The sequence below is a fragment of the Flagellimonas alvinocaridis genome (assembly GCF_004916895.1).
Classification (GTDB): Bacteria; Bacteroidota; Bacteroidia; order Flavobacteriales; family Flavobacteriaceae; genus Flagellimonas; species Flagellimonas alvinocaridis.
In genome coordinates this window covers 66,684-93,422 of record NZ_SNTZ01000002.1, presented here as the reverse complement: position 1 = coordinate 93,422, position 26,739 = coordinate 66,684, and the positions used below count along the sequence as shown (strand labels likewise).

Sequence of the window (26,739 nt, the reverse complement as noted above, 5' to 3'; positions counted from 1 at the left end):
ATCTTGAGCGCAGTCGAAAGGTGGACAAAACATCTCGACTGCGCTCGATGTGACAAGACTTAGGTATGTTTGTTACAAATCCCCTCTTAAATCGTCTAACCCGTGTGCAACCTTTTAGCAGTTGCCCTGTCTTTATAGAAAACACATCAAAAACGAACAGATGACCTTGTCCAACACCAAGATCTTCCCAGTGTTACTTTTCCTCATGGCCCTGCCCATGACCGCCCAGACCATCAGCTCTCGACTGGTGGATGCCAAGACCCAAAAAGGCATTCCGTATGCCACGGTGCAGTACGGCGAACACCAAGGTACGATCACCAACGATGAAGGCCGTTTCAGCTTTACCTTGGAAGCCACCTCCGCACCCGATTCCATTTACATCTCCTCCATGGGGTACGCCAAACAGGGCTTTGCCCTTGCCCAATTGCAGGACAGTGTGGTGCTCCTTCAACCCAAGGCCATAGAACTTAGCGGCGTGTACGTGTTCGATAAGGAGCTTACCGTGGACGAGATCATCGAAAAAATGGTGGAGCGCCTTCCGCAGAACATCAACAAGGAACCCGTGAAACAGCGCTTCTTTTTGAGGCAGTCCGAGTTGGCCACCATTACCAAGGTGGACTTCGGGTTTGAGGAATCCAGCATTCCGGAGCTCAACAAGGGGCTCATGGACAGCATTGCGGCAAGCATCCCCAAAAATGCCAAAACCTATACCGAAAGTCTGGGCGACCTCTACAAACACAATGGCACATACAAACTGGACATCATCAAGGCGGCCGACCTGTACGACAAGAACCAAGTAGGCTCCTTTGAGGAACTGGGCGAGCGCATGCAGACCATTTTTACGCAGAACATAAAACCGGACTCCTACCTGAAAATCAAATCGGGCATTTTTAGCCAAAAGGTGCAGGTAGATTCCATCCTCAGCGAAATGGCGGAGGAAGAGGCCCAAAACCTACAGGACGAAGTGGAAAAAGACACCATCTCCGGTCTGGTGGATGCCCAACGAAGCGCGTTCAAGGAACTGCTGAACGAACTCTACTACCAAGAGGACAGCAAGCTGGACCTTACCCGAAAGACCCGAAAGTACGCCTTTACCCTGGCCGGCTATGCCGAAATGGACGATGCCGGGGTCTACGTGATCGACTACGAGCCCAAGCGGGGCAGTGCCGAGTTCAAGGGCCGCCTCTATATAAACATCTCCGACTTTGCCATTATGCGGCTGGATGTGCAGAACACCGAGCGCCTGCGCAATTTTAGGCTGCTGGGCATTACCTACCGCGAAGTGCTCTACAAGGGCACCATGCGCTTTGCCCAACTGCCCAATGGCAAGTACGACCTCCGCTTTATGGACTTTACCTTTGGCCGCTATTTTGCCGTGGACCGCCCCCTAAAAGTGATTGAAAAGAACAAGCACGTAAAGGGCCGCCGCAAGCAGAACGAACTCTCCCTGAACATAGATTTTAGGATGAGCCCCACCCAAAAATGGGAACTGGTGGTGTTTGACCAAGAAGTGGTGCCCGAAGCCCGGTTTACCAACTTTAAAGAGGACAAGACCGCACGCGCCACCTATATGCCCACCTACGACCCCGGATTTTGGCAGGGCCATACCATTATGGAGCCCAACCAAGCCATACGGGAGTTTACTGTGGAAGAATAGTTGTAAGGGTTGAGTTTTTAGTTTTCAGGTTCACCTTTCACCCAACATCTTTTACCCCTCTTGTCATATATGACATGTACCCGTTGCCGAAAAACGCTTTTCTTGCTCCTATTATGGAAAAAGACGAGACTTTTAAAGAATGGATTGAAGATGGCTACGGCTCTCCAGAAAAATTGGCCCAAATTTTAGAGATGGGAATTTTTATGTTGTTCTTTTTGGAAGAAGACACCTTCTCCCGAAGGGAAGTGCAAGATGTAGTGGAGGCAATGAAGGGGATTGTGATTGAATTGAGGGTTTAGTCCAATGCTTTTTTACCACTTACTTCCGAAGAGCTTTAAGAATCCTTTCCTCATTGATTACAATATCTCTGAACAAAACATATGGAAACTCTTGATATGTGGAATCTTTAAATGCTTCAAAAATATTACGAAGTGATGCTGCTGGAACAAGTGATAGGTTCATTTCAGTATCCAGTTCACAGTCCGCTATAAAGTCATCGCTAAATTCAGGTGATACAAGTAATATCTTAGCAATTCTCAGGTTATTTTTGATAGCGAGATTTTGATAAGACTTTAACTGCCTAGATACTGTACTAAATTTGTTATAACCTCTTTCTTTAACCGATTTACATTCAACTATAATTATTTCATCGTTACCTAGGTTCAAAAGAATATCCATCATATCCTTTTTTGTATTTAGTTGATTTCTAAACTTATCATCCACATTAAAACCTAGTCCTTTGAAAATAACTTTAGTCAGTTCTTCAAATTTTAATCCAAGTTCGCTTTCCTTAATTGCAATCCCATTTTCCTTCAGTTGATTTAAATCACGATAAGCCACGTTTTCATAATTCTCCAAGTAAAGGTTTTCTACATCTTTATAAAATTCAAGAATATTAAGTATGTCATCCCCTCGTTGTTTAATTCCATTTTCCCTGATAAACATTTTGAGGTCCTCCTTGGAAATCAAATCAAGAATATCTCTAGGCTTTATGTTATAGTCAAGCAGAAAATCAGCTTTCAGAACATGTTCTTCTTGAAATTGGAATTGTTCCCTTATCTGCATATTCAGTTTTGGAAGAGTTACGTTGAGTTCAGACAAGAGCTTGTCAAAGCCATCCAAAGAAATTCCCACTTTCTCATCACGCTCAACATTATCAAAGTACTTGATCAGGCTTTCAATTTTTTCATCTAACGTAGCTCCTTTTAGATTCTTAATATTTAATCCTTTTTCGCATAATTCATTAAGTATCTTTTTCCTTTGGGTTAGAGTGCTATCTGATTTGTAAATTTTTGAGAGCAATAAATTTGTGAATGGAACTCCCTCTTTTATTATTCCTTCAATTTTTTGAGAAAATGTATGGTTTCTATCAATGTTATGCTCCCTTGCTATTTGATTTATTATGGGCTCTCTCAATAATTTGAGCGTTCTACGATAGAACTTTTCTGCAACTTCTTTTTCTCGAACTTCTCTCAATATCCTAACCATTTCATCCGCCACATAAATCGTATTCTCTTTGTTAGAATAAAATATAACTCCAATGTTCTTTAACTCTTTAATGACGTCTTGAATATCCTTTTTCTTAATTGGGAGTATTGAGTAATTAATCAATTTAATCTCCTCCTGAGAAAGCCCTAGTTGCTTGGATAGGGTTAGTAATATTGATAGCTCATCTGATGTTATTCTTGGGTCTCTATTACTTTCCACATCATTCTTATATGCTGTATAAAGACAAGACTTGTATATTTGATAATCTCGTTTTCTTATCTCACTTAAATCAGATTTTTCGTTCTCAAAGTCAGCATTTAGTGATTTAATTTTTGAATTTAAGTTTTTGATTTCCGCTTCATATAGCCGCGAGAACCAATCTTGTTTCATTATGCAGTTTCCATCTTTAATTATTATATCAATTAAGATGTCCAACTGTGATGTAATCTCTTGAAATTCAGATTTAATATGCTCTTTGAATTCACTAGAAATCAGAGTAAAAATATTAGCAATGTTCTGACTATCAACAGATTTCAATCCCTTATCTGATGTAATCAGAATCTCATTAATTTCCTTTTTGTTTTTTGGATTCTTAGATATGATACTATCTATGATTTTAATGAAAGAGTTTTTTTCAATTGAGCCGAGTTTATCTAGTATTTTCTCTAACCTCATCCGATGATTTATTTAATAATTAAAGAGTCCTATTGAAGTAAAATTAAGGGGAGGGAAACTTCTAAAAATCAACCCAATATAATATTTTTTACCAAAATATCTTACAAGGCATAGCGAGAAAGCTTATTACAATGTACAATTAGCAATTTACAATGAACAATGTCTATCCTGCGTCATGCCGAACCTGCCCGAATAGTACAGGCGGGCTCGTTTCGGCATCCCATCCCAAAGCATAAGACCCTGAAACAAGCCTGCCCGTCCGATTAGGCGGGTTCAGGGTGACGGTGCTTTCGAGAAAATCCGTGCCATTCGTGTCAAACTCCGAAAAGAGATTTCTCGCATGCCTGTCCGTTCGGACGGACAGTCGAGATGCCCTGTCTACCTTTCGACTCCGCTCAAGATGACAAGGCCAGCCAGTAGTCATTTCGATATGAGTCCCGATAGCCCGCGGGACGATTGAGAAATCCCGACCCGCCCATAGATTTCTCACAGCTCCTTCGACTACTCTCAGGACAAGGTTCGAAATGACCTAGAGTATTCGAGAAAATTTGTGTTATTCGTGTCAAACCAAAGTAGATTTCTCACATGCCTGCCCGTCCGGTCAGGCGGGCGTTCGAAATGACAGAACCAGGCAAAACGTCATTTCGATATGAAATGCAAAGCATCGATTGAGAAATCCCATCCACCAACAGATTTCTCACAGCTCCTTCGACTACTCTCAGGACAAGGTTCGAAATGACATAAGGCATTCGAAATAATTCGTGGAGTTTGTGTCAAACCATAAAAGATTTCTCACATGCCTGCCCGTCCGGTCAGGCGGGCGCTCGAAATGACAAAACCATGCAAAACGTCATTTCGACATGAGTCCCAATAGCCCCTGGGACGATTGAGAAATCTCAACCCACCCATAGATTTCTCAGATTCGTTCTAAATGACCTAGAGCATTCGTGAAAATTTGTGCCATTCGTGTCAAACCAAAATAGATTTCTCGCAGCTCCTTCACTTTATGCTCAGGACAAGGCTAGAAATTACAAGTGCAGATTTCCTATTATCTTCGGGAAAAACAAAAGTCATTTACAACTTCCTAAAAAACAACCCACTATTGGCCGTCTCCACCGGGCTGCTGTTGCTGTTCTCGGCAGTGGTGTTCCTGTTTACGGAGTGGAGCTACCAATCCATTGAGATGCTCTCGCTCTGGGTGCGGAGCCACTTCGGGTATTTTTACCTGTATCTGGGCCTCGGTTGCGTGTTGTTGCTCTTGGGCATTGCTGTATCGCCATGGGGGAAGCTCAAATTGGGTAAGCCCAACGAAAAACCAGAACATTCCACTTGGGCGTGGGCCAGTATGCTCTACAGCACGGGCATGGGGGCCGGAATTTTGCTCAGGGCGGTGCAGGAACCCATTTTTATGCAGCAAAACCCACCTTTTGCCTCCAAAACCACCCCAGAAATCTTGGCGTTGGAGTTCACCTTTTACCAGTGGGGCTTTACCGCTTGGGCCTTTTATGGATTGTTTGCCCTGATCATTGGCCATGCGCTCTTTGCCAAAAAGCAAAAAGTACTGGTGAGCAGTTCCATCCCTCAAAAATTCAAGGGTACCAAACGCGCCAATGCGGTGGATATTCTGGCCATCATCACCACCGTTTTTGGATTGATCGCCGCCATAGGTCTGGGCACCGCCCAAATTACCGGAGGTCTCAACCATGTGTTTCAGCCTGAATTTGGGGTAACGATTACTTTACTGCTGGCCATTTTGATTTCCGCCATTGCGTTTGTCTCGGTGTGGTTGGGGGTGGACAAGGGCATCAAACGGATTTCCAAATTCAATATTTTGGTAACGCTGCTGTTATTGGCCTTTGTGTTCGTCAATAGCAATATGGGGGATATCCTGCTTTCCTTCGGAAAGGCCTCTTGGTACTACCTCATGGATTTTGTTCCGATGAGCATCGCGGTGGGGCGCTACAACCCCGGCATTGAATTCCTCACCGATTGGACATTTTACTATTGGGCCTTCTGGTTGGCCTGGGCTCCCTTTACCGGTATTTTCATCGCCCGGATTTCACGAGGGCGCACCTTGCGGCAAATGTTGTTGGGGGTGTTGATCATCCCTTCGCTCGGAACTTTCTTTTGGTTTTCAGTCTTTGGCACTTCGGCCTTTGAAATTATTGAAAGTTGGGGCAGTTACAACAATGAGTTTGGCAGTGTGTTCTCGTCCATCTTCATCTTTTTTGGGGAATATCCGTTTTCGGGACTGCTAAACGGAATCACCATTTTGCTTTTGGTGAGCTTTTTGGTCACTTCCGTGGATTCTGCCGTATTTGTATTGAGCATGTTCACGGACAAGGGCAATCCCAATCCTCAGAAAAAACATCGACTTATCTGGTCCATCTTTATTTTGTTGGCGACCTTGGCGCTCATTCTCCTAGGCAATGCCAAACCAGACATTGATGTACTTACTGCCGTTCAGAAACTGCTCATCATCACTTCCCTGCCCTTCGCTTTTTTTATGGTGTTTATGGCTACAGTTTTTTTGAGCTCGTTTCGAAAGAAAGGATAAACTGGCATACTAATTATTGTATATTTAAAGAAGTTCCCCGCTAGGTTAACCTAATACTTTTAAATATGTTAACGAGAAAGCGTAAAATACTGTTGGGGAACTTATTTTTCTGGGGCATTGTACTCCTTGTATCGACCTATTATTACCTTACCAATGTTGAAAGTTATATTTTCTATAACCCGTCTGAAGTAAGCGAAGTAAAATTAAAATACAAATGGTGGCTGGTTGCACATTTTGCTCCAGCTGCAACTACCCTTTTTCTCGGCCCCCTGCAATTTATACCTTACATCCGAAACCGATTTTTAAAGTTTCATAGGATTTCTGGCAAAATCTATATTATCGGGTCGCTGGTTTCCGCACTAACAGTATATGTGCTTTTGGTGACCACCTATTCTTTACCCGGTGCCATTCCATCCTTGGCCTTATTGGCCACTATCTGGATCTTTACCACAATCATGGCCTATATCAGCATCCGAAAACGCAATGTGAAGGTGCATAAAGAATTTATGATCCGTAGTTATGTTTGCGGGCTTGCCTTTGTTTTTATCCGATTGCTGCCAGAGGTTGATTACTTTACCGGAATCTTTAGTTTTATTGAGGACGAAACCATGCGGTATACCATTTACGAATGGATTTGTTGGGTATACCCTTTGATGATTACTGAGTTCTTTTTGAGCTGGCGGCCTCAATTGAAGAAGCTGCTGAAAACTTCAAGAAAATAAACTCCAATCCAGTCATTGGTCATTTCGAAATGAGATGCAGCGCATCGATTGAGAAATCCCATCCAACAGATTTCTCACAGCTCCTTCGCCTTATGTTCAGGGCAGGGTTCAGAATGACATTGGGGATTCGTGAAAATTCGTTCCATTCGTGTCAACCCAAAATAGATTTCTCGCATGCACTCGAAATGACAAAACCATGCAAAACGTCATTTCGATATGAGATGCAAAGCATTGATTGAGAAATCCCATCCAAGATGAGATTCTTCGCAGCTCCTTCGCCATAGTCTCAGGACAGGGCTCAGAATGACATAGGGCATTAGAGATAATTCGTGTCATTCGTGTCAAACCAAAATAATTTCCCACAGCTCCTTCGGCCACCCTCAGGACAAGGTTCGAAATGACAAAGAGCATTCGAGGAAATTGGTGCAATTCTTGTCAAACCAAAATAGATTTCTCGACTGCGCTCGAAATGACATAAGGTTTTTGAGAAAATTCGTGTAATTCGTGTCAAACCCCAAAAGGAGATTTCTCACATTGGTTCGAAATGACCCAGAGCATTCGAGAAAATTGGTGCCATTCGTGTCAAAACCTCAGAAGAGATTCTTCGCTTTGCTCAGAATGACAAATAAAAACTAACATCATAAGAGATGCGACCCTGAAACGAGTTCAGGGTGACGGCTACTTCTTTGGCAAAAAAACCTCCGCCATCATGCAACGGGCACTGCCACCACCGCAGGTCTCGATAGTATCCAACGGACTGTGAATGATGGCGCAATGCTTTTCAATGGTCTTGATTTGATTATCACGAAGACTGTTGTAGGCGGCTGAACTCATCACCATAAAACGTTGGTCATTGGCCCCTATTACTTGGAGCATGTTCCCAGCAAAGTGGTACATCTGTTCCTCGGTAATGTCGATGATTTCCTTACCGTCCATCTTAAGATGGTCTACTACATTCTTGCGTTCCTTTTTGTCATCGATAGTAGCCAAACAAATCACCGCAAAGGTCTCGGCCATGGCCATCATCACATTGGTGTGGTAAATGGGCAAACGCTGCCCGTCCACGGTCTGATTAGCCGTAAAAATGACAGGGAAACAGTCAAAATCCTCACAGAACTCAATAAAAAGTTCCTCATGGGCCCGTTCGGACAGCGCACAATACGCCTTTTGATTAACACGGTCCAAAAGGATACTCCCTGTTCCCTCCAAAAACACGCCCTCTTCCTCCGCTTCGGTATAGTCCATGACATTGTTGATGGCAAAGCCTTGCTGCTCCAGAATGTCCAAAATGTCTTCCCGGCGTTCCTTTCTTCGGTTTTCAGCAAACATGGGATATACGCAAACCGTTCCGTCTTCATGAAAGGAAACCCAGTTGTTCGGAAAAATGGAATCCGGGGTGTCCTGTTCCTTGATATCGTCCACCACGACGACATGGACCCCGTGATTCCGAAGTTCTTGCACAAAAGCATCAAACTCCTGTTGAGCTTTCTGGTTTATTTCTGTGTTCTTTAGGTCAAGGTCTTCCTGAAAATAATTGTTGACGGCCGTTTGTTCGTTCATCCGGAAAGCCACCGGACGAATCATGAGAATGGTATTGGTAATCTGTGTTCTCAATGCTTGTTTTGTTAAGTTTTCTAGACAAAGGTGGGTATTATTCCCGAATCAAAGGCATGGTACTGCACCGAAGTAGTCCCTCTTGTTTGGCGATTTCGGCATAGGGGATTTCCTCTACCGTAAAACCTTGTTCCCGTAACCAGTTGTTGAGTCGGGTAAATCCTTTTTCGGATACCACCACTTCGGGGGAAATGGAAAATACGTTGCTGAACATTTGGTACATCTCGTCTTTGTTAATCTCAAAAACATTGTCCTTTCCAAAATGGTCTACCAACCATTGGTATTCCTCTTCCAACAGAAATCCATTTCGGTGCAAAATGGCCTTATCCTTTCCCACAGGCTGAAAACAGCAGTCCAAATGCAGGGCATTTTCCTTTGGGTCGGTGTTGGATTTTCGTAGTTCAAAAGACTTTACGGTTTTGTAGGGAAACATCCTTCGGATGTACTCCACGGCTTCCCTGTTGGTACGTGCAGTGATATAATCCGGGTAATCCGGTCCGGTATAAGTTCCGATAAAGATATAATCGTTCCAGGGCATTACATCCCCTCCTTCAATATGGACTTCTTCCGGAGGGCGAATGACCTTGTTGGGGTCTATCTTGTCCAACACCTCATGAATGGCCACAAACTCCCGTTCGCGATCGGGAAGGATATTGGCGTGAAAAAGCTTATCCTCAATCACAAAAGCAATGTCACGGGCAAAAATCTGATTGCAGTTCTGCAATATCTCTGGGCGATATACCTCCACACCATACTTTTGGAATACCTTGGCAAAGGCATCCATCTCCTTTTCCATATCTGCTTCTTTAGGATATGTTCCTGCTAAAATATGCTCCAAGGATTTTGGGTCATATGCCTCATCTGGGCTGGGCACAGGTCCGCAGCTCTTAGCTGTTCCTAAAATCACTGCCTTTAATGGGCTGGTTTCATCAACAATGTTCAATTGCATCATACCGATTTTCACTATTCTACCTCCATATACATCAAGGCAAATGGGGTTTTTCCATAAAAAATTTAAGGCAAATCTAGTGTTTTACTACCTATTTCCCATTTGTAGGAAAAGAAAAAAAGCCTAACCACTCTATATGTTTTTCCCAATAGGGATCAACAATCTTAAAAAATCACAATACTTTGATTATCATGTCATTAAAACCTACCTCTTAATGTTCTTTTTTAATGAATAAATGTGGATATTACCTTTTTTATTATTACATTTGTATTAAGATTTTTCTTACAAATGAAAAGAATTGTATTTTCTTCCGTTTTGATTGCTGGTTTGATCGCGGTCCTTGGCCAGATCAACGCAGCGCATTATGGAGACCTTTTTACAAGTCGTCCAAACTCCGGACAACAACAGCCTATGGTATATTCCGCCAAATTTAAGGAATGTATTGCCGAGGAGGATTTTCCCGTAAAGGCAGTTACAAAGTTTGTCAACGCTTTTAAGGAAAGCGGCCGGGATATGGAAAAGGTTGAAGCATCCATTAAAAAGTATGGTTCCTCTTTGGATTCCACACTTAAAAATTTAAGCTATATAGATGCTCATGATTTTTTGCACAAACAATTTCAACACTCCAAGGATTTGATTTTGAACCATGAAATATCTGAAATACAAGAACACTACCATCGTGAAATTATGCGATTATGCTATGAGAATGATAGATTGTTAAACCTTGATTCCGACATTGGTGCCCCCTGAAAAAAGTCCCAAGAAAAAAGGCGATTGAAATAATTCAATCGCCTTTTTTATTTTCGATATCCTTCTGTTTTTATCTTTTCTCCAATGGCACAAAAGACCTCAAGTTTTCGCCTATATACACCTGTCGGGGTCTTCCTATAGGTTCCTTGCGTAATCGCATTTCTCTCCATTGTGCAATCCAACCAGGTAATCTACCCAAGGCAAACATAACGGTGAACATTTCGGTAGGGATTCCCAAAGCGCGATAAATGATTCCTGAGTAAAAGTCCACATTGGGGTATAACTTGCGGTCCACAAAGTATTTATCCTCCAACGCTTCTTTTTCCAATCCTTTGGCAATGTCCAAAATGGGATCATCTATCCCTAAGTTGCCCAACACCTCGTCCGCAGCTTTTTTGATGATCCTTGCTCTTGGATCAAAATTTTTGTACACTCGGTGCCCAAAACCCATCAATCTGAAAGGGTCGTTCTTATCCTTGGCCTTGGCCATGTATTTTTTAGTATCACCTCCATCTTCCTGAATGGCTTCCAACATTTCCAAAACAGCTTGATTGGCCCCACCGTGCAGTGGTCCCCAAAGGGCAGAAATCCCTGCTGAAAGTGACGCAAAGAGACCTGCATGAGATGATCCAACTATACGAACAGTTGATGTAGAACAGTTCTGTTCATGGTCTGCATGCAAAATCAACAACTTATCTAATGCATTAATGGCGATAAGGTCTTTTTTATACTCTTGATTGGGTCTTTTGAACATCATCTTGTGAATATTCTCTACATATCCCAAAGTGTCATCACCATAGTCCAATGGCAATCCCTTTTTCTTACGCTGGGTCCATGCCACTAGCACTGGAAACTTTGCCAAAATACGTACAATGGAGTTGTACATGGCGCTTTCGGAAGAGACATCCACCGAGCTAGGATTAAAAGCTACCAAGGCACTGGTAAGTGATGATAGCACCCCCATTGGATGGGCGGATTTTGGAAAGCCGTCCAAGATTTTCTTCATCTCTTCATCCACTTGTGATTCCTCTTTGATATCACTATGGAATTTTTCTAACTGTTCTTTATTGGGCAATTCGCCAAAAATTAACAGATATGCCACTTCCAAAAAGTCGGCCTTTTCTGCCAGCTCTTCAATGGAGTACCCACGATACCTTAGAATCCCTTTTTCTCCGTCCAAAAAGGTGATGGCACTTTCGCAGGATCCTGTATTCTTGTACCCTGGGTCCAGAGTCACTATCCCACTTTCTGCCCTCAAGCTTTTTATATCAATTGCCAATTCATCTTCAGTACCTTTCACCACGGGAAATTCATACCGTTTCCCTCCATATTCGAGTATAGCTGTATCCGACATTTTATGTTTTAATAGATTAGTAAAAATAGAAGTGGAAAAATACGAAAAAGCGGAATCATTAACAATTTACAATGACCATTTGTGTTGGTATTAACAGTAAAATATCAATTGCCAAAAAATTGTTATGAATCTAATCGATACAAGACCTTATAATACTCATCCACCGACTTCTTCCAAGTAAATCGCATACGTTTGGCTGAAGCCTGGATTTTCTTCCAGGTTGGTTTATCGTTTACATAAACATCCAGTGCCTCATCTAGCACATCCAACATGTTCTTTATTTTTTCATCATAGTTTTCACCATCAAAGCTGAAACCTGTCTTCATATGTTTTACCGTATCCTTCAACCCTCCTGTATTGTGTACCAAACAGGGGTTTCCGTTGCGCATGGCCAACATCTGGCTTATACCACAGGGCTCAAAAAGACTGGGCATAAAATAAAGGTCAGATTCCAAATAAATGGAGTCAATCAAATTTTCAGATTGCCCATTGGTAAAAATGAAGTTTTTGTGCTCGTAGCTCAATTTTCTGAAGAGTTCTTCATATTCCGGTGCACCAGTCCCCAGCAACATAAAAATGCCATCCACTTTTTCCAGTTTCTTAAGGACTTCCACAAAGGCTTCAGGAGACCTCATAAAGAAATAGAACTTTTGCTCCGTTAACCGGGCCACACTTGATGCAATGAACTTGGGTCTATTATCTACATATTCCATGATTTTCTCCCCCGTATGGGCCAGAAAATCTGCCTTGTATTTTTTGGACTCTTCTTGTAGCCATTTAAACAAGGCTTTTACCGTGTTCCTGTATATGAACCCTTTTGACTCTTGGTTGATGTTCTTGTAATTGCATCCATTGAGGATTCCAAACAGCCTTCCTTCCTCATCGGCCTTTTGCAAATCTCTTTCCAATCCTTCACCTCCTATAAATTCTGGGGGCGAACTTGGCAATAAAATATCTTCCTTGTACGAGGGAGAAACCGTATGCACCGCATCGGCAAAACGGATTCCTACAGCCATAAGATTGATACAGTCCTTGTACCGATAATCCATGAGCCCTTTATAATCTATGGGTACATTGGGAAACCAGTTTTTAACTGAAGAATAATTATCATCAAAGGGGCGTATTCCCTGAATGGCCAGATTATGGATGCTATACACAAACCGAATATCCTTTAGATTCTTGTACTCAGGGTGATATTGTCTTAAAAACAACAGAAGGCTGGAATGCCAATCGTGCAAGTGCACCACATCCAAATCCCCAAAAGCTCCTTTTTTAATGGCTTCGGCCACTGCGGTACAGAAAATGAAGTACTTTATGGCATCGGTGTAAAAAGGTTCTTCTGGATCGTTGTGGTAAATATGGGCGATATCCCCAGCCTCAATCTCTGGGTGGTGCAACACATAGTGCACAATATTTGGATATTCCTTTTTTGGCTTCACCTCATACAGCTCTGCCATATACCCCAAGCCCCGTAAGCTGAAATTCAGGTTTGTCTTGAGCAATCCCCCTTGATGTAGCCTCCCGTAGGAAGGAACGATAACATGCACCTTATCTCCACGTTCAGAAATCATCCGTGGCACATCCCGTACCACATCGCCCATTCCGCCAGCCTTGCAATTGGCCAGTCCATCATTTTCCGCTGCAACAAAAAGGAAGTTGTTCATAGGTCCATTTTAGTTTGATTAGTTTCAAACATTAATTTATAGAAAGTTTGCTACTGTTACAAATAAAAAGCCTTTCTCTGTCGAGAAAGGCTTTTTTATGCTAAAAAAACATTATGATTTACTTTACCTTGAAGGCTTTTTCTTGAGGATAGTAAGCAACACTTCCCAATTCTTCCTCAATACGCAACAATTGGTTGTATTTTGCCATACGGTCACTTCTTGAGGCAGAACCGGTCTTGATCTGTCCTGTGTTCAATGCCACGGCCAAATCGGCAATGGTATTGTCCTCGGTCTCCCCGGAACGGTGCGACATTACTGAAGTATATCCGGCATTTTTAGCCATGTTCACGGCAGCGATGGTCTCTGTAAGCGTACCTATTTGGTTCACTTTGATCAAGATGGAATTGGCAATACCGTTCTCTATACCTCTAGACAAACGCTCCACATTGGTCACGAACAAATCGTCCCCAACCAACTGTACCTTGTCTCCAACTTTATCGGTAAGCATTTTCCATCCATCCCAGTCATTTTCATCCATTCCGTCCTCAATGGAGATGATTGGATATTTTTCACAAAGGTCTGCAAGGTACTGCGCCTGTTCTTCCGATGTTCTTACAACACCCTTATCTCCTTCAAACTTGGTATAATCGTATTTACCATCCACATAAAACTCCGCAGAAGCACAGTCCAAAGCGATCATGACATTATCGCCCAATTTGTATCCTGCTTTTTCAACGGCTTTGGCAATGGTATCCAAAGCATCTTCGGTACCTCCCTCCAAAGTAGGTGCAAAACCACCTTCATCACCAACAGCAGTACTCAAACCACGATCGTGCAATACTTTTTTCAGGTTGTGGAAAATCTCGGTCCCCATTTGCATGGCATGGCTAAAATCTTTGGCCTTGACCGGCATTACCATAAATTCTTGAAATGCGATAGGAGCATCTGAATGCGAACCACCATTGATAATGTTCATCATGGGTACAGGAAGTGTGTTGGCACTTACGCCACCTATGTAACGATACAATGGCATCCCCAATTCATTGGCAGCAGCTTTGGCCACGGCCAAGGAAACCCCTAGAATGGCATTGGCGCCGAGTTTGGATTTGTTGGCTGTTCCATCCAACGCTATCATGGTCTGGTCTATAAGGTTCTGCTCAAACACAGAGGCACCCACCAATTCTTCGGCAATGATTGAATTGACATTCTCCACGGCCTTGGCAACACCTTTACCCATATATGAGTTTCCTCCATCCCTAAGCTCAACAGCTTCATGCTCTCCTGTTGAGGCTCCTGAAGGTACCGCAGCCCTTCCCAAAATTCCATTTTCGGTAACTACATCTACCTCTACCGTTGGATTTCCTCGTGAATCCAATATCTGTCTTGCATGAATGTTGATAATAATGCTCATTTTTAACTAAATGTTTGTGGTTTCTATTAATTGGGCTAAGATACAAAAAGGAGTCCCTTTAACCCTATCTCAAGGCCCATAAAACGTACTAAATAACCTAAAAATAAACTATAACGTTTTAGTTTTTCCCAGTCTTGATTGCATCAAAAAACTGGTCGAAAAGATAATCGGCATCATGTGGTCCTGGGCTGGCTTCTGGGTGATATTGTACCGAGAAAACCTCTTTGTCCTTCATCCGAATCCCTGCCACCGTTTGGTCGTTCAAATGGGTGTGGGTAATCTCCAAATCCGGATGGGCCTCGGTCTCCTCCCTGTTGATGGCAAAACCGTGGTTTTGCGAAGTGATTTCCCCTTTCCCAGTCACCAAATTAAGGATAGGATGGTTGATACCCCTGTGCCCGTTGTACATTTTATAGGTGGAAACCCCATTGGCCAAGGCCAATACTTGGTGCCCCAAACAAATCCCAAAGAGTGGTTTATCTGAATTAATCATTTTCTTGGCTGCGGCAATGGCATCCGTCAACGGTTCTGGATCACCAGGTCCGTTGGAGATGAAATACCCATCTGGGTTCCATTCCTTCATTTCCTCAAAAGAGGTGTTGTATGGAAAAACTTTGATGTAAGCTCCTCTTTTCGCCAAGTTTCGCAATATGTTCTTTTTGATCCCGATATCCAAAGCGGATATTTTGTATGTTGAATTCTCATCGCCATAGTAATACGGCTCTTTGGTGGAGACTTTGGAGGAAAGTTCCAAACCCTCCATACTTGGAACGCTCTTCAACTCTTCCTTTAGGGCATCTATTTCATCCACACGGGTAGATATCAAAGCGTTCATGGCTCCATGGTCCCTGATGTAACTTACCAAAGCACGGGTATCCACATCCGAAATGGCCAAAAGGTTGTTCTTGTCCAAGAACTCCAATAGACTCATATTGGCGCTGGGCCTGGAGTATTCATAACTGAAATTTTTACAGATAAGGCCGGCAATCTTTACGGAGTCAGACTCGATCTCATCGGCATGTGTGCCATAGTTTCCAATGTGGGCATTGGTGGTCACCATAAGTTGCCCAAAATAAGAGGGGTCTGTGAAAATTTCCTGATAACCGGTCATCCCGGTATTAAAACATACCTCTCCTACAGCGGTGCCTTCTTTTCCTCCCACGGCCTTACCATAAAAAATGGTTCCATCGGCCAACAATAGTAATGCTCTTTTTTTCGCGTGATACTTCATTTGTGTGCTCTAATTTCAGTTTTGACAAAAAAACATAAAAAAAGGATAAGTTCTCACTTATCCTTTTTCCACTAATACAATAGTTAATAACATTCTTCTTATTCTTCAGAATCGTCGGTTTTGGTTTCGGCCACTGGCGCAACAGGCTCAGCTTTCTTAGTTCCTCCCCTTCTACTTCTTCTTGTGGTTTTCTTCTTAGGCTGACCTGCGTTGTATAGCTCATTGAAATCTACCAACTCTATCATGGCCATATCGGCGTTATCCCCTAGACGGTTACCCAATTTGATGATTCGGGTATATCCTCCTGGTCTATCAGCAACTTTTTCAGCTACGCTTCCAAAAAGTTCTGTAATGGCCTCCTTGTTTCTTAGGCTGCTGAAAACAATCCTTCTGTTGTGCATGCCTTTTTCGGCAGTTTGGTTGTTCTCTGTCTTGGCCTTGGTGATCAAGGGCTCAACAAACTGTTTCAAAGCCTTGGCCTTGGCAACTGTGGTGTTGATTCTCTTGTGCTCTATTAGTGAGCAAGCCATATTGGCCAACATGGCCTTTCTGTGGGCCGATTTTCTTCCTAAGTGATTAAACTTCTTTCCGTGTCTCATTGTTTCAATTTATCATCTTGCTACCAAATCCCTACGTTATTGGGAGAGCAAAATATGATTATTAATCTTTATCTAATTTGTATTTGGAAAGGTCCATGCCAAATTGTAGGCCTTTGTTGATGACCAACTCCTCCAATTCGGTCAAGGATTTTTTACCAAAGTTCCTGAACTTCATCAAATCGTTCTTGTTGAAGGAAACCAAGTCTCCCAAAGTATCCACTTCGGCAGCTTTAAGGCAGTTCAAGGCCCTTACGGAAAGGTCCATGTCTACCAATTTGGTCTTCAACAACTGACGCATGTGCAAAGATTCCTCATCGTAGGTCTCTGTTTGTGCAATTTCATCAGCCTCAAGGGTGATGCGCTCATCGGAGAACAACATAAAGTGATGGATCAAAACTTTGGCAGCTTCGGTCAAAGCATCTTTTGGGTGGATGGAACCATCGGTAAGAATCTCGAAAACCAATTTTTCGTAATCGGTCTTTTGCTCTACCCTGAAGTTCTCAATGCTGTATTTTACGTTTTTCACCGGAGTGTAAACGGAATCCACGGCAATGCTTCCCAAAGGTGCATTGGATTTTTTGTTTTCCTCGGCAGGAACGTAACCACGTCCTTTTTCTATAACGATCTCAAGGTTGATGCTCACTTTGGGATCCATGTTACAGATCACCAACTCTGGGTTGAGCACTTGGTATCCTGAGATGAATTTTTGGAAATCACCGGCGGTCAATTGTTCCTTTCCGCTAACGGAAATGGAAACAGTCTCGCTCTCAACATCATCAATCTGTCTTTTAAAACGAACCTGCTTAAGGTTCAAAATGATTTCAGTTACGTCTTCAACAACGCCTGGGATAACAGAAAACTCATGTTCAACTCCATCTATGCGCACAGAAGTGATGGCAAAACCTTCCAAAGAGGAAAGCAATACCCTTCTCAGCGCATTCCCAACTGTTAATCCATAGCCAGGTTCCAAAGGGCGGAATTCAAATTTCCCTTCGAAATCTGTTGAATCGATCATTATAACTTTATCGGGCTTCTGAAAATTAAGTAATGCCATAATTGGATTAATGTTGAATTCTTATTTAGAGTACAATTCGACGATCAATTGCTCCTTGATATTTTCAGGGATTTGGATTCTTTCCGGAATGGAAACATAGGTTCCTTCTTTCTTTTCGGAATTCCAAGTCATCCACTCGTATACACTGCTGTTGTTGGCCAAAGAATCTTCGATAGCCTGAACGGATTTTGATTTTTCCCTAACTCCCACTACATCGCCTGCTTTAAGGGAGTAGGAAGGAATATTTACCACATTACCGTTAACGGTAATATGACGGTGAGATACCAACTGGCGAGCTCCCCTTCTTGATGGGGCAATACCCAATCTGTACACAACGTTATCCAGACGGGATTCACATAGTTGTAAAAGTATTTCACCCGTTACCCCTTCTTTTCTTTTGGCCTCTGTAAACAGATTACGGAACTGACGTTCCAAAATGCCGTAGGTATACTTGGCTTTTTGCTTTTCTGCCAACTGAATGGCGTATTCTGATTTTTTACCACGGCGTCTGTTGTTACCGTGTTGTCCTGGAGGATAATTTTTCTTTTCAAAAGACTTGTCGTCCCCGAAAATCGCTTCTCCAAATTTTCTAGCGATCTTTGTTTTTGGTCCTGTGTATCTTGCCATCTTCTTTAAATTGGAAAGTGCGATTATGAATTAAGGCTTATCCTTCGATAATCTAACTGCACCTTCAGTGAAGACCCTATTGGGCCGTTGAATATACTTAAAATTAAACTCTTCTTCTTTTAGGAGGTCTACAACCGTTGTGTGGAAGTGGGGTAACATCTACAATCTCGGTAACTTCAATACCTGAATTGTGGATGGAACGGATGGCAGACTCTCTACCATTTCCTGGTCCCTTTACATACACCTTAACTTTGCGCAACCCTGCTTCATGGGCAATCTTGGAACAATCCTCTGCAGCCACCTGAGCAGCATATGGAGTATTCTTTTTGGAACCACGGAATCCCATTTTTCCTGCGGAAGACCATGAAATCACATCACCTTTTTTATTGGTAAGCGATATGATGATGTTATTGAAAGATGCAACAACGTGTGCTTCGCCGGTAGATTCGACGATAACCTTACGCTTTTTTGTTGTTTTGGTACTTGCCTTTGCCATATTTTTTAGTTTCTAGTGTTAGCTCTTAGTTATTGGAATCCTAGACTTTTACATTTCAAACAGATTCTTCTAACGTCTAAATACTAACTAATGACTATATCTGCTTATTATTTAGTTGCTTTCTTCTTGTTGGCAACTGTTTTTCTTTTTCCTTTTCTGGTCCTAGAGTTGTTCTTGGTACGTTGACCCCTAAGCGGCAATCCGGCTCTGTGGCGAATTCCACGGTAACAACCGATGTCCATCAATCGTTTGATGTTCAATTGGGTCTCTGAGCGAAGTTCACCTTCAATGGTATAAGCGGAAACAGCTTCCCTGATACGACCGATTTCATCATCGTTCCATTCCGAAACTTTTGTATCCTCACTTACTTGGGCGGTCTTCAAAATCTCTTGCGCCCTACTTTTACCTACTCCGAAGATGTAGGTAAGTGCAATAACGCCACGCTTTTGTTTAGGTATATCTACACCTGCAATTCTTGCCATAATTACCCTTGTCTTTGTTTAAATCTAGGATTCTTTTTGTTGATTACGTACAATCTGCCTTTTCTGCGAACTATCTTGCATTCGGCACTCCTCTTCTTTATTGATGCTCTTACTTTCATCGTAATTAGTATCTATAAGTAATTCTTGCTTTCGTTAAATCGTATGGACTCATTTCCAACTTTACCTTGTCCCCGGGAAGCAACTTGATGTAGTGCATTCTCATTTTTCCGGAGATGTGTGCCGTTACCACGTGCCCGTTTTCCAATTCTACCCTGAACATTGCGTTTGACAATGCTTCAATGATAGATCCGTCTTGTTCTATTGCTGGCTGCTTTGCCATAAATTATGCTACTTTTCTATTCTTTCCGGTTTTCATCAAACCGTCGTAATGTCTATTCAACAAATACGAGTTCACTTGCTGTACGGTATCTATTGCCACACCTACCATGATCAACAACGATGTTCCTCCGTAGAACAGTGCCCATCCAGCCTGAACATCCATCAACTTTACCACAACCGCTGGCAACACTGCCAAAAGTGCCAAAAATACAGATCCTGGAAGGGTAATCAAAGACATGATCTTGTCTAAATAATCCCCTGTTTCCTTTCCAGGTCTTATACCGGGAATGAAACCACCACTTCTTTTCAAATCATCGGCCATTTTATTGGTAGGCACGGTGATAGCTGTATAGAAGTATGTGAAAATGATGATCAATACTCCAAATAGGATGTTGTAGGCCAAACCGAAAATATCAGCAAACTGAACCTCCATCCATTGTCCCACGGCTGTATTGTTAAATGTTCTACCCAACAAACTGGGTGCAAACATAATCGCTTGGGCAAAAATGATAGGCATTACTCCAGAGGCATTCAATTTTAAAGGAATGTACTGGCGTGCTCCCATTACGTTTTTCTCGTATCCACCTGAAGCTGTTCTTCTTGCATATTGTACTGGAATCTGTCTTACCGCCATCACCAAAAGGACGCTCGCCAAGATGACCAAGAACCATACAATTACCTCGATCAACATAAACATGATACCTCCTGTGTTATTGGTAGTCCTTGAAATAAATTCTTGAACAAAGGACTGTGGCATGGTAGCGATAATACCAATCATAATCAATAGGGAGATACCGTTTCCGATACCTTTATCAGTGATTTTTTCACCCAACCACATGGCAAAAACACATCCAGTTACCAAAATAATCACAGCTGGAACAATAAAGTCCAAACCTTTACCCAATACAAAGGCACTATCTGGAACCCCAAGAGCACCAAGTCCGTACAAGTATGCCGGAGCTTGAACGATACATATACCTATGGTCAACCACCGTGTAATTTGGTTGATGGTCTTTCTACCACTTTCTCCTTCTTTCTGCAATTTTTGCAGGTAAGGAATGGCAATCCCCATCAACTGCACCACAATGGATGCGGAGATGTAGGGCATAATCCCCAATGCAAAAACGGATGCATTGGCAAAAGCACCTCCAGTAAAAGCATTAAGAATTCCCAAAATACCTGAATCGGTACTCGAGGCCAACTGGGTCAATTGGGCTGTATCAATACCAGGAAGTACAATTCGGGTACCGAAACGGTATACCAACAACAACCCAAGGGTAAGGATGATACGTTGTCTCAGCTCATCGATTTTCCAGATATTCGATATGGTCTCAATAAATTTCTTCATGCTATACTATTGCTTATAAATTTATTGCTTCTCCTCCGGCAGCTTCTATGGCAGCTTTGGCGGAAGCCGTAAATTTATGTACAGATACTTTTAGGCCGGCTTTCAATTCACCGTCACCCAAAATCTTAACCAAGTCATTTTTGTGGGCCAATCCGTTTTCTACAAGAGTGTCCAAAGTAACTTCTTTTTTCACAGTACCATTGTCCACCAATTCTTGTAGTTTTCCAAGATTGATTCCTCTATATTCCTTTCTGTTGATGTTTTTGAACCCAAACTTGGGGACACGTCTTTGCAAAGGCATTTGACCTCCTTCAAAACCAATCTTTTTGGAATATCCTGATCTGGACTTGGCACCTTTGTGTCCACGGGCAGCAGTACCTCCTTTACCGGAGCCTTCTCCTCTACCTAAGCGTTTTCCCTCTTTGTGAACAGCGCCATCCGCTGGTTTAAGATTGTGTAAATCCATGTTCCGTTATATTTTAAGCTTCCTCTGTGGAAACCAAGTGTTTTACCTTATTTACCATTCCAAGGATACTGGGTGTTGCTTCGTGTTCAACAACATGCCCAATCTTGCGCAGTCCTAGGGCCTCCAAAGTCCTTTTTTGGTCCTGTGTCCTTTTGATAGCGCTCTTTACTTGTGTAACCTTAATCTTTGACATAATATCCTCGTGTTTATCCTTTAAAGACTTTTTCCAAAGAAACTCCTCTTTGCTTGGCCACGGTATCGGCACTCCTCAACTGCAACAAGGCATCAAAGGTAGCTTTTACCACATTGTGTGGGTTGGATGAACCTTGGGATTTGGACAATACGTCATGTACCCCAACAGCTTCCAATACGGCCCTTACGGCTCCACCAGCGATTACCCCGGTACCGTGTGATGCAGGCTTAATGAAAACCCTTGCACCGCCATATTTTCCTTTTTGTTCGTGGGGAAGCGTAGCTTTGGTCAAAGGAATACGAACCAAGTTCTTTTTGGCATCCTCAATGGCCTTCGCAATTGCAGTGGCAACTTCTTTGGATTTCCCTAAACCATGTCCAACAACACCGTTTTCATCACCAACAACAACTATCGCTGAAAAACCAAAAGCTCTACCACCCTTGGTTACTTTGGTAACCCGTTGTACACCAACCAAACGGTCTTTCAACTCAAGTCCTCCTGGCTTTACTATCTCTACGTTCTTGTAATTCTGGTACATAGTCTTATTAGAATTTTAGTCCTGCTTCCCTAGCTCCTTCAGCCAATGATTTAACTCTTCCGTGATATAGGTTTCCACCTCTATCAAAAGCTACGGTCTCAATCCCCAATTTTAGGGCTTTTTCCGCTATGGCCTTACCCACTGTGCTGGCAACTTCGGTTTTTGTTCCTTTGGCATCAACATCCTTATCTCTCGATGAGGCTGCTGCCAAGGTAACCCCTTTGTTGTCATCGATCAACTGGGCATATATTTCTTTATTGCTTCTAAAGACAGACAACCTTGGTCTTGCCTCAGTTCCGAACGATACTTTTCGTATTCTTCTTCGGATGCGTAACTTTCTTTCAGTCTTAGATAATCCCATAGTCTTAATTATTAAGCTGATTTACCTGCTTTTCTTCTCAATTGTTCACCCACAAACTTGACACCTTTTCCTTTGTAAGGCTCTGGCTTACGGAAGGATCGTATCTTGGCGGCAACCTGACCTACCAATTGTTTATCATGGGAAGTTAGTTTTACGATAGGGTTTTTCCCTTTTTCAGAAATGGTCTCTACCTTCACTTCTGGAGCAATGTCCAAAATGATATTGTGGGAGAATCCTAGTGCCAAGTCCAATTTTTGACCTTGGTTGCTGGCTCTGTATCCAACACCTACAAGTTCCAATTCCTTGATCCATCCTTCAGAGACTCCTTTTACCATATTGGCAATAAGGGCACGATATAACCCATGCTTTGCTTTGTGTTCTTTGGAATCGGAGGGTCTTTCTACCAAAACATTGCCATCCTCAACCTTTACGTCAACCCCAGCGAAATCTTGGGAAAGCTCTCCCATTTTACCTTTAACGGTAACCAAGGCTTCTTTCACCTCTACGGTGACCCCTTCTGGAATTGCAACTGGACTGTTACCTATTCTTGACATTTTCTTCTCTTTTCTCTATTAATATACGTAGCACAATACCTCACCACCAACATTCTCTTGTTTGGCCTGCTTGCTGGTCATTACACCGTGTGATGTAGATACAATGGCAATACCCAAGCCGTTCAAGACCCTTGGCAATTCACCTGAACCTGCATATTTACGCAGACCCGGCTTACTCACCCTCTGCAGTTTTTTAATAATTGGCTCCTTGGTAAACTTATCGTACTTAAGGGCTATCTTGATGTTCCCTTGTGCACCGTCATCCTCGAACTTGTAACTCAAAATATAGCCTTGATCGAACAATATTTTGGTAATTTGTTTCTTTAGATTGGAAGCGGGAACGTCCACTACCCTATGACCTGCCATGTTGGCATTTCTGATTCTGGTCAAATAATCTGAAATTGGATCTGTAAGCATTTCTTTTCTTTATCTAAATTACCAACTTGCCTTTTTAACTCCTGGTATCAAACCTTGATTGGCCATCTCCCTGAAAGTAACCCTTGATATTCCAAAAGTTCTCATATAACCTCTTGGTCTTCCTGTCAATTTACAACGGTTACGCATACGTACCGGAGATGCATTCTTAGGCAACTTCTGAAGAGCTTCGTAATCTCCAGCCTCCTTTAGCGCCTTTCTTTTCTCGGCATATTTTGCAACCATCTTTGCCCTTTTTCTTTCGCGGGCTTTCATTGATTCCTTGGCCATATTAATTCTTTTTAAAGGGTACTCCCAGTTCGGTTAACAATGATTTTGCTTCTTTATCGGTTTGGGCCGAAGTAACAAATGTAATATCCATCCCGTTGATTCTATTGATTCTATCAATGTTGATCTCTGGGAAAATAATCTGCTCTGTGATTCCTAGATTGTAATTTCCCCTACCGTCAAAACCAGTAGCTTTAACACCTTGGAAATCTCTTACCCTAGGAAGGGCAGATGTAATCAGTCTATCCAAAAATTCGTACATGCGCTCCCCTCTCAATGTCACTTTGGCACCGATTGGCATTCCCTTTCTCAATTTAAACGTGGCAACGTCTTTCTTTGATAGAGTAGAGACTGCCTTTTGGCCAGTAATATTGGTAAGCTCGTCAACAGCATGGTCAATAAGCTTTTTATCGGAAACAGCTGCTCCAACCCCACGGCTTACAACAATTTTTTCCAACTTGGGAACCTGCATTACGTTATTGTAACCGAATTCTTCGGTAAGCGCCTTTACTACACGCTCTTTATATTCCTGCTTTAATCTTGGTATATAACTCATGACTAAATTACTTCATTGGATTTTTTGGAAAACCTTACTTTCTTTCCATCCCTTACTTCGTAGCCAACTCTGGCAGTGTCTCCAGATTTTGGATCGATCAAAGAAAGGTTTGAAATATGCATGGGGGCTTCCTTTTTTGTTATGCCTCCTTGAGGGTTGTTTGCACTTGGCTTTTCGTGTTTGGACACCATATTGATGCCTTCCACTACAGCTTTGTTCTTTTCACGGTCTACACGAAGCACTTTTCCTTCGCTGCCTTTGTGGTCGCCCGCAATGACTCTTACCGTATCCCCTGTTTTTATTTTCAACTTCATCTCTCTGGTATTTCTTTTACAGCACTTCGGGTGCCAATGAAACAATCTTCATAAACTGCTTGTCCCTAAGCTCCCTTGCAACCGGTCCAAAGACACGGGTTCCTCTCATCTCACCAGTAGGGTTTAACAATACGCAAGCATTGTCATCAAAACGGATGTAAGAACCGTCAGGTCTTCTGACCTCTTTTTTGGTTCGAACAACCACAGCAGTGGAAACAGAACCTTTCTTTACAGTACCGTTTGGAGTAGCTTCCTTTACGGTAACAACAATTTTGTCACCCAACGAAGCATACCTTCTTTTTGTTCCTCCGAGTACGCGGATAGTCAGAACTTCTTTCGCTCCAGTATTGTCCGCAACCTTTAATCGTGATTCTTGCTGTACCATAATTATTTAGCTCTTTCAAGGATTTCTACCAACCTCCAGCATTTGGTTTTGCTCAATGGCCTGGTTTCCATTATTTTAACGGTATCGCCTTCGTTGCAATCATTCTTTTCATCATGGGCAACATATTTCTTGGTCTTCAAAACGAATTTACCGTACATAGGGTGCTTTACTCGCTTCACCTCAGAAACCACAATTGATTTCTCCATTTTGTTGCTGGTAACAACGCCTATTCTTTCTTTTCTTAAATTTCTGTTTTCCATAAGGCAGAACCAATTATTGTAATTCCCTTTTAGTTAATTCTGTTGCAAGTCGTGCTACCGTCCTTCTTGCTTTTCTGATCTGTAAAGGATTTTCCAAAGGAGTAACGGCATGGGCCATTTTAAGGTCGGCATGCTGTTTTTTGAACTCGGCCAACTTCTCCTTTAGCTCTTCAATTGAAAGTTCTTTTACTTCTGATTGTCTCATCTTTCTTCTCAATTAAAAATTAAGCGGAATAATCCCTAGCTACGATAAACTTGGTTTTGACCGGCAATTTCTGGGCCGCTAGCCTAAGGGCTTCTTTGGCCACATCCATTGGTACCCCGGCAACTTCGAACATGATTCTTCCAGGTTTCACAACAGCTACCCAATATTCTGGAGCACCCTTACCTTTACCCATACGTACCTCAAGAGGCTTTTTGGTAATGGGTTTGTCCGGGAATATTTTGATCCACAACTGACCTTGTCTTTTCATGTACCTTGTCGCAGCAATACGCGCAGCCTCTATCTGACGGGAAGTAATGAAGTGGGAATCCATGGACTTGATACCGAACATTCCATTGGAAAGTTGGTGCCCTCTCTGTGAGTTACCCTTCATACGCCCCTTCTGGGCCTTACGAAATTTTGTTCTTTTTGGCTGTAACATCTTACCTTACTTTATCTTATTACTTTCTACGGCGTGGCTTTTTACCACCATCTTGTTTACCGCCTTTTCCTCCTTGACTCTTGCTCAATCCTACCAATGGGGAAAGCTCTCTTTTACCATAAACTTCTCCCTTCATGATCCAAACCTTGATCCCAAGCCTACCGTAGGTAGTGTGCGCTTCATGCAAGGCATAGTCAACATCGGCACGGAAAGTGGACAATGGAATCCTTCCTTCCTTATAAGACTCTGAACGCGCCATCTCAGCTCCGTTCAAACGTCCAGAAATCTGAATCTTTATCCCTTCAGCGTTCATACGCATTGCAGCCGCAATGGCCATTTTAATGGCTCTACGATATGAAATCCTGCTCTCAATCTGCCTTGCTACGCTGGCAGCAACCAAATTTGCATCAAGCTCAGGTCTTTTGATTTCATGAATATTGATTTGAACCTCTTTGTTGGTAATCTTCTTAAGCTCTTCCTTAAGTTTATCTACCTCTTGCCCTCCTTTACCAATAATGATACCTGGCCTTGCGGTGGTAATGGTAATGGTGATCAATTTCAAGGTTCTTTCTATAATCACCCTAGACACGCTAGCTTTTGCCAAACGCGCATGGACGTATTTTCTGATTTTATCGTCCTCAGCCAGCTTATCGCCGTAATCGTTTCCTCCGTACCAGTTGGATTCCCATCCTCTGATAATTCCTAAGCGATTTCCTATTGGATTGGTCTTCTGTCCCATATTCTATTTT

Annotated in this window: 34 protein-coding genes; 5 read left to right on the top strand and 29 right to left on the bottom strand. The window is 42.5% G+C overall.

All coding sequences use genetic code 11. From position 1 onward, the window contains the following. The first annotated feature begins 160 nt into the window (after positions 1-160). Both EZV76_RS05700 and EZV76_RS05695 read left to right on the top strand, forming a co-directional pair. Entirely contained in the window at positions 161-1,657 is a 1,497-nt protein-coding gene (locus EZV76_RS05700; protein WP_136565641.1) for a carboxypeptidase-like regulatory domain-containing protein, read from the top strand. A gap of 113 nt (positions 1,658-1,770) precedes the next feature. Continuing rightward, complete coding sequence (locus EZV76_RS05695) at positions 1,771-1,956, top strand: hypothetical protein (RefSeq protein ID WP_136565640.1); 186 nt, start codon at positions 1,771-1,773, stop codon at positions 1,954-1,956. 19 nt (positions 1,957-1,975) lie between these two features. Here EZV76_RS05695 and EZV76_RS05690 read toward each other — a convergent pair whose 3' ends face one another. Beyond that, the gene (locus EZV76_RS05690; protein ID WP_136565639.1) at positions 1,976-3,820 is read right to left on the bottom strand and encodes a hypothetical protein; all 1,845 of its coding nucleotides are present in this window, start codon (positions 3,818-3,820) and stop codon (positions 1,976-1,978) included. A gap of 1,006 nt (positions 3,821-4,826) precedes the next feature. Between EZV76_RS05690 and EZV76_RS05685 the strand changes: the two genes are divergently transcribed. Together EZV76_RS05685 and EZV76_RS05680 are read left to right on the top strand one after the other, a co-directional pair. After that, positions 4,827-6,377 carry a BCCT family transporter gene (locus tag EZV76_RS05685; RefSeq protein ID WP_136565638.1) on the top strand — a complete coding sequence of 517 codons (1,551 nt, stop codon included), beginning with the start codon at positions 4,827-4,829 and terminating at the stop codon, positions 6,375-6,377. 65 nt (positions 6,378-6,442) lie between these two features. Further along, positions 6,443-7,099, top strand: a complete 657-nt coding sequence (locus EZV76_RS05680) for a DUF2306 domain-containing protein (RefSeq protein WP_136565637.1) — start codon at positions 6,443-6,445, stop codon at positions 7,097-7,099. 678 nt (positions 7,100-7,777) lie between these two features. Here EZV76_RS05680 and ctlX read toward each other — a convergent pair. After that, positions 7,778-8,683, bottom strand: coding sequence for a citrulline utilization hydrolase CtlX (gene ctlX / locus EZV76_RS05675; protein ID WP_136565961.1), 906 nt, complete (start codon positions 8,681-8,683; stop codon positions 7,778-7,780). A 67-nt stretch (positions 8,684-8,750) separates the two neighbouring features. Continuing rightward, positions 8,751-9,665: a dimethylarginine dimethylaminohydrolase family protein gene (locus EZV76_RS05670; RefSeq protein ID WP_136565636.1), complete on the bottom strand. Its 915-nt coding sequence runs from the start codon at positions 9,663-9,665 to the stop codon at positions 8,751-8,753. Between the two features lie 285 nt (positions 9,666-9,950). Between EZV76_RS05670 and EZV76_RS05665 the strand changes: the two genes are divergently transcribed. Beyond that, a complete protein-coding gene (locus EZV76_RS05665; protein WP_136565635.1) occupies positions 9,951-10,412 on the top strand; it encodes a hypothetical protein in 462 nt (153 codons plus the stop codon). 70 nt (positions 10,413-10,482) lie between these two features. Here EZV76_RS05665 and EZV76_RS05660 read toward each other — a convergent pair whose 3' ends face one another. From EZV76_RS05660 to rpsC, 26 genes are all read right to left on the bottom strand, one after another. Continuing rightward, entirely contained in the window at positions 10,483-11,766 is a 1,284-nt protein-coding gene (locus EZV76_RS05660) for a citrate synthase (RefSeq protein WP_136565634.1), read from the bottom strand. A 122-nt stretch (positions 11,767-11,888) separates the two neighbouring features. Continuing rightward, entirely contained in the window at positions 11,889-13,430 is a 1,542-nt protein-coding gene (locus tag EZV76_RS05655; protein WP_136565633.1) for a glycogen synthase, read from the bottom strand. Between the two features lie 118 nt (positions 13,431-13,548). Next, a complete protein-coding gene (gene eno / locus EZV76_RS05650; protein WP_136565632.1) occupies positions 13,549-14,841 on the bottom strand; it encodes a phosphopyruvate hydratase in 1,293 nt (430 codons plus the stop codon). 118 nt (positions 14,842-14,959) lie between these two features. Beyond that, positions 14,960-16,072 (bottom strand): glutamine-hydrolyzing carbamoyl-phosphate synthase small subunit, encoded by a 1,113-nt coding sequence (gene carA / locus EZV76_RS05645; RefSeq protein WP_136565631.1) that lies wholly within the window; start codon positions 16,070-16,072, stop codon positions 14,960-14,962. 98 nt (positions 16,073-16,170) lie between these two features. Beyond that, positions 16,171-16,671, bottom strand: coding sequence for a 50S ribosomal protein L17 (rplQ, locus tag EZV76_RS05640; RefSeq protein ID WP_129653234.1), 501 nt, complete (start codon positions 16,669-16,671; stop codon positions 16,171-16,173). A gap of 61 nt (positions 16,672-16,732) precedes the next feature. After that, the gene (locus tag EZV76_RS05635) at positions 16,733-17,725 is read right to left on the bottom strand and encodes a DNA-directed RNA polymerase subunit alpha (protein WP_116218571.1); all 993 of its coding nucleotides are present in this window, start codon (positions 17,723-17,725) and stop codon (positions 16,733-16,735) included. Positions 17,726-17,746: 21 nt separating this feature from the next. Continuing rightward, complete coding sequence (gene rpsD / locus EZV76_RS05630) at positions 17,747-18,352, bottom strand: 30S ribosomal protein S4 (RefSeq protein WP_136565630.1); 606 nt, start codon at positions 18,350-18,352, stop codon at positions 17,747-17,749. Between the two features lie 103 nt (positions 18,353-18,455). Continuing rightward, a complete protein-coding gene (rpsK, locus tag EZV76_RS05625; protein ID WP_136565629.1) occupies positions 18,456-18,848 on the bottom strand; it encodes a 30S ribosomal protein S11 in 393 nt (130 codons plus the stop codon). Between the two features lie 107 nt (positions 18,849-18,955). Continuing rightward, positions 18,956-19,330 carry a 30S ribosomal protein S13 gene (gene rpsM / locus EZV76_RS05620; RefSeq protein ID WP_116218574.1) on the bottom strand — a complete coding sequence of 125 codons (375 nt, stop codon included), beginning with the start codon at positions 19,328-19,330 and terminating at the stop codon, positions 18,956-18,958. A gap of 2 nt (positions 19,331-19,332) precedes the next feature. Further along, positions 19,333-19,449: a type B 50S ribosomal protein L36 gene (gene ykgO, locus EZV76_RS05615; protein WP_013621733.1), complete on the bottom strand. Its 117-nt coding sequence runs from the start codon at positions 19,447-19,449 to the stop codon at positions 19,333-19,335. 5 nt (positions 19,450-19,454) lie between these two features. Further along, positions 19,455-19,670 (bottom strand): translation initiation factor IF-1, encoded by a 216-nt coding sequence (infA, locus tag EZV76_RS05610; protein ID WP_008613577.1) that lies wholly within the window; start codon positions 19,668-19,670, stop codon positions 19,455-19,457. Between the two features lie 3 nt (positions 19,671-19,673). Beyond that, on the bottom strand, positions 19,674-21,017 hold the full coding sequence (secY, locus tag EZV76_RS05605; RefSeq protein WP_136565628.1) for a preprotein translocase subunit SecY: 1,344 nt from the start codon (positions 21,015-21,017) through the stop codon (positions 19,674-19,676). A gap of 13 nt (positions 21,018-21,030) precedes the next feature. Next, positions 21,031-21,483, bottom strand: coding sequence for a 50S ribosomal protein L15 (rplO, locus tag EZV76_RS05600; RefSeq protein WP_136565627.1), 453 nt, complete (start codon positions 21,481-21,483; stop codon positions 21,031-21,033). Between the two features lie 13 nt (positions 21,484-21,496). Next, a complete protein-coding gene (gene rpmD / locus EZV76_RS05595) occupies positions 21,497-21,676 on the bottom strand; it encodes a 50S ribosomal protein L30 (protein ID WP_207211079.1) in 180 nt (59 codons plus the stop codon). A gap of 13 nt (positions 21,677-21,689) precedes the next feature. Beyond that, the gene (rpsE, locus tag EZV76_RS05590; RefSeq protein ID WP_136565626.1) at positions 21,690-22,214 is read right to left on the bottom strand and encodes a 30S ribosomal protein S5; all 525 of its coding nucleotides are present in this window, start codon (positions 22,212-22,214) and stop codon (positions 21,690-21,692) included. Positions 22,215-22,221: 7 nt separating this feature from the next. Then, complete coding sequence (rplR, locus tag EZV76_RS05585) at positions 22,222-22,575, bottom strand: 50S ribosomal protein L18 (protein WP_136565625.1); 354 nt, start codon at positions 22,573-22,575, stop codon at positions 22,222-22,224. Positions 22,576-22,586: 11 nt separating this feature from the next. Beyond that, entirely contained in the window at positions 22,587-23,129 is a 543-nt protein-coding gene (gene rplF / locus EZV76_RS05580) for a 50S ribosomal protein L6 (RefSeq protein WP_136565624.1), read from the bottom strand. 18 nt (positions 23,130-23,147) lie between these two features. Further along, a complete protein-coding gene (gene rpsH, locus EZV76_RS05575) occupies positions 23,148-23,546 on the bottom strand; it encodes a 30S ribosomal protein S8 (protein WP_136565623.1) in 399 nt (132 codons plus the stop codon). An 18-nt stretch (positions 23,547-23,564) separates the two neighbouring features. Beyond that, entirely contained in the window at positions 23,565-23,834 is a 270-nt protein-coding gene (gene rpsN, locus EZV76_RS05570; protein ID WP_116218582.1) for a 30S ribosomal protein S14, read from the bottom strand. A 1-nt stretch (position 23,835) separates the two neighbouring features. Next, positions 23,836-24,387 (bottom strand): 50S ribosomal protein L5, encoded by a 552-nt coding sequence (rplE, locus tag EZV76_RS05565; protein WP_136565622.1) that lies wholly within the window; start codon positions 24,385-24,387, stop codon positions 23,836-23,838. A gap of 2 nt (positions 24,388-24,389) precedes the next feature. After that, positions 24,390-24,701 carry a 50S ribosomal protein L24 gene (gene rplX / locus EZV76_RS05560; RefSeq protein ID WP_136565621.1) on the bottom strand — a complete coding sequence of 104 codons (312 nt, stop codon included), beginning with the start codon at positions 24,699-24,701 and terminating at the stop codon, positions 24,390-24,392. 16 nt (positions 24,702-24,717) lie between these two features. Continuing rightward, positions 24,718-25,086, bottom strand: coding sequence for a 50S ribosomal protein L14 (gene rplN, locus EZV76_RS05555; RefSeq protein WP_106145060.1), 369 nt, complete (start codon positions 25,084-25,086; stop codon positions 24,718-24,720). Positions 25,087-25,088: 2 nt separating this feature from the next. Next, positions 25,089-25,346, bottom strand: coding sequence for a 30S ribosomal protein S17 (gene rpsQ / locus EZV76_RS05550; protein WP_014032003.1), 258 nt, complete (start codon positions 25,344-25,346; stop codon positions 25,089-25,091). A gap of 13 nt (positions 25,347-25,359) precedes the next feature. Next, positions 25,360-25,551: a 50S ribosomal protein L29 gene (rpmC, locus tag EZV76_RS05545; protein ID WP_116218585.1), complete on the bottom strand. Its 192-nt coding sequence runs from the start codon at positions 25,549-25,551 to the stop codon at positions 25,360-25,362. Positions 25,552-25,570: 19 nt separating this feature from the next. After that, positions 25,571-25,990: a 50S ribosomal protein L16 gene (gene rplP / locus EZV76_RS05540; RefSeq protein ID WP_136565620.1), complete on the bottom strand. Its 420-nt coding sequence runs from the start codon at positions 25,988-25,990 to the stop codon at positions 25,571-25,573. A gap of 19 nt (positions 25,991-26,009) precedes the next feature. Next, positions 26,010-26,729, bottom strand: a complete 720-nt coding sequence (gene rpsC, locus EZV76_RS05535; protein WP_136565619.1) for a 30S ribosomal protein S3 — start codon at positions 26,727-26,729, stop codon at positions 26,010-26,012. Positions 26,730-26,739 lie beyond the last annotated feature (10 nt).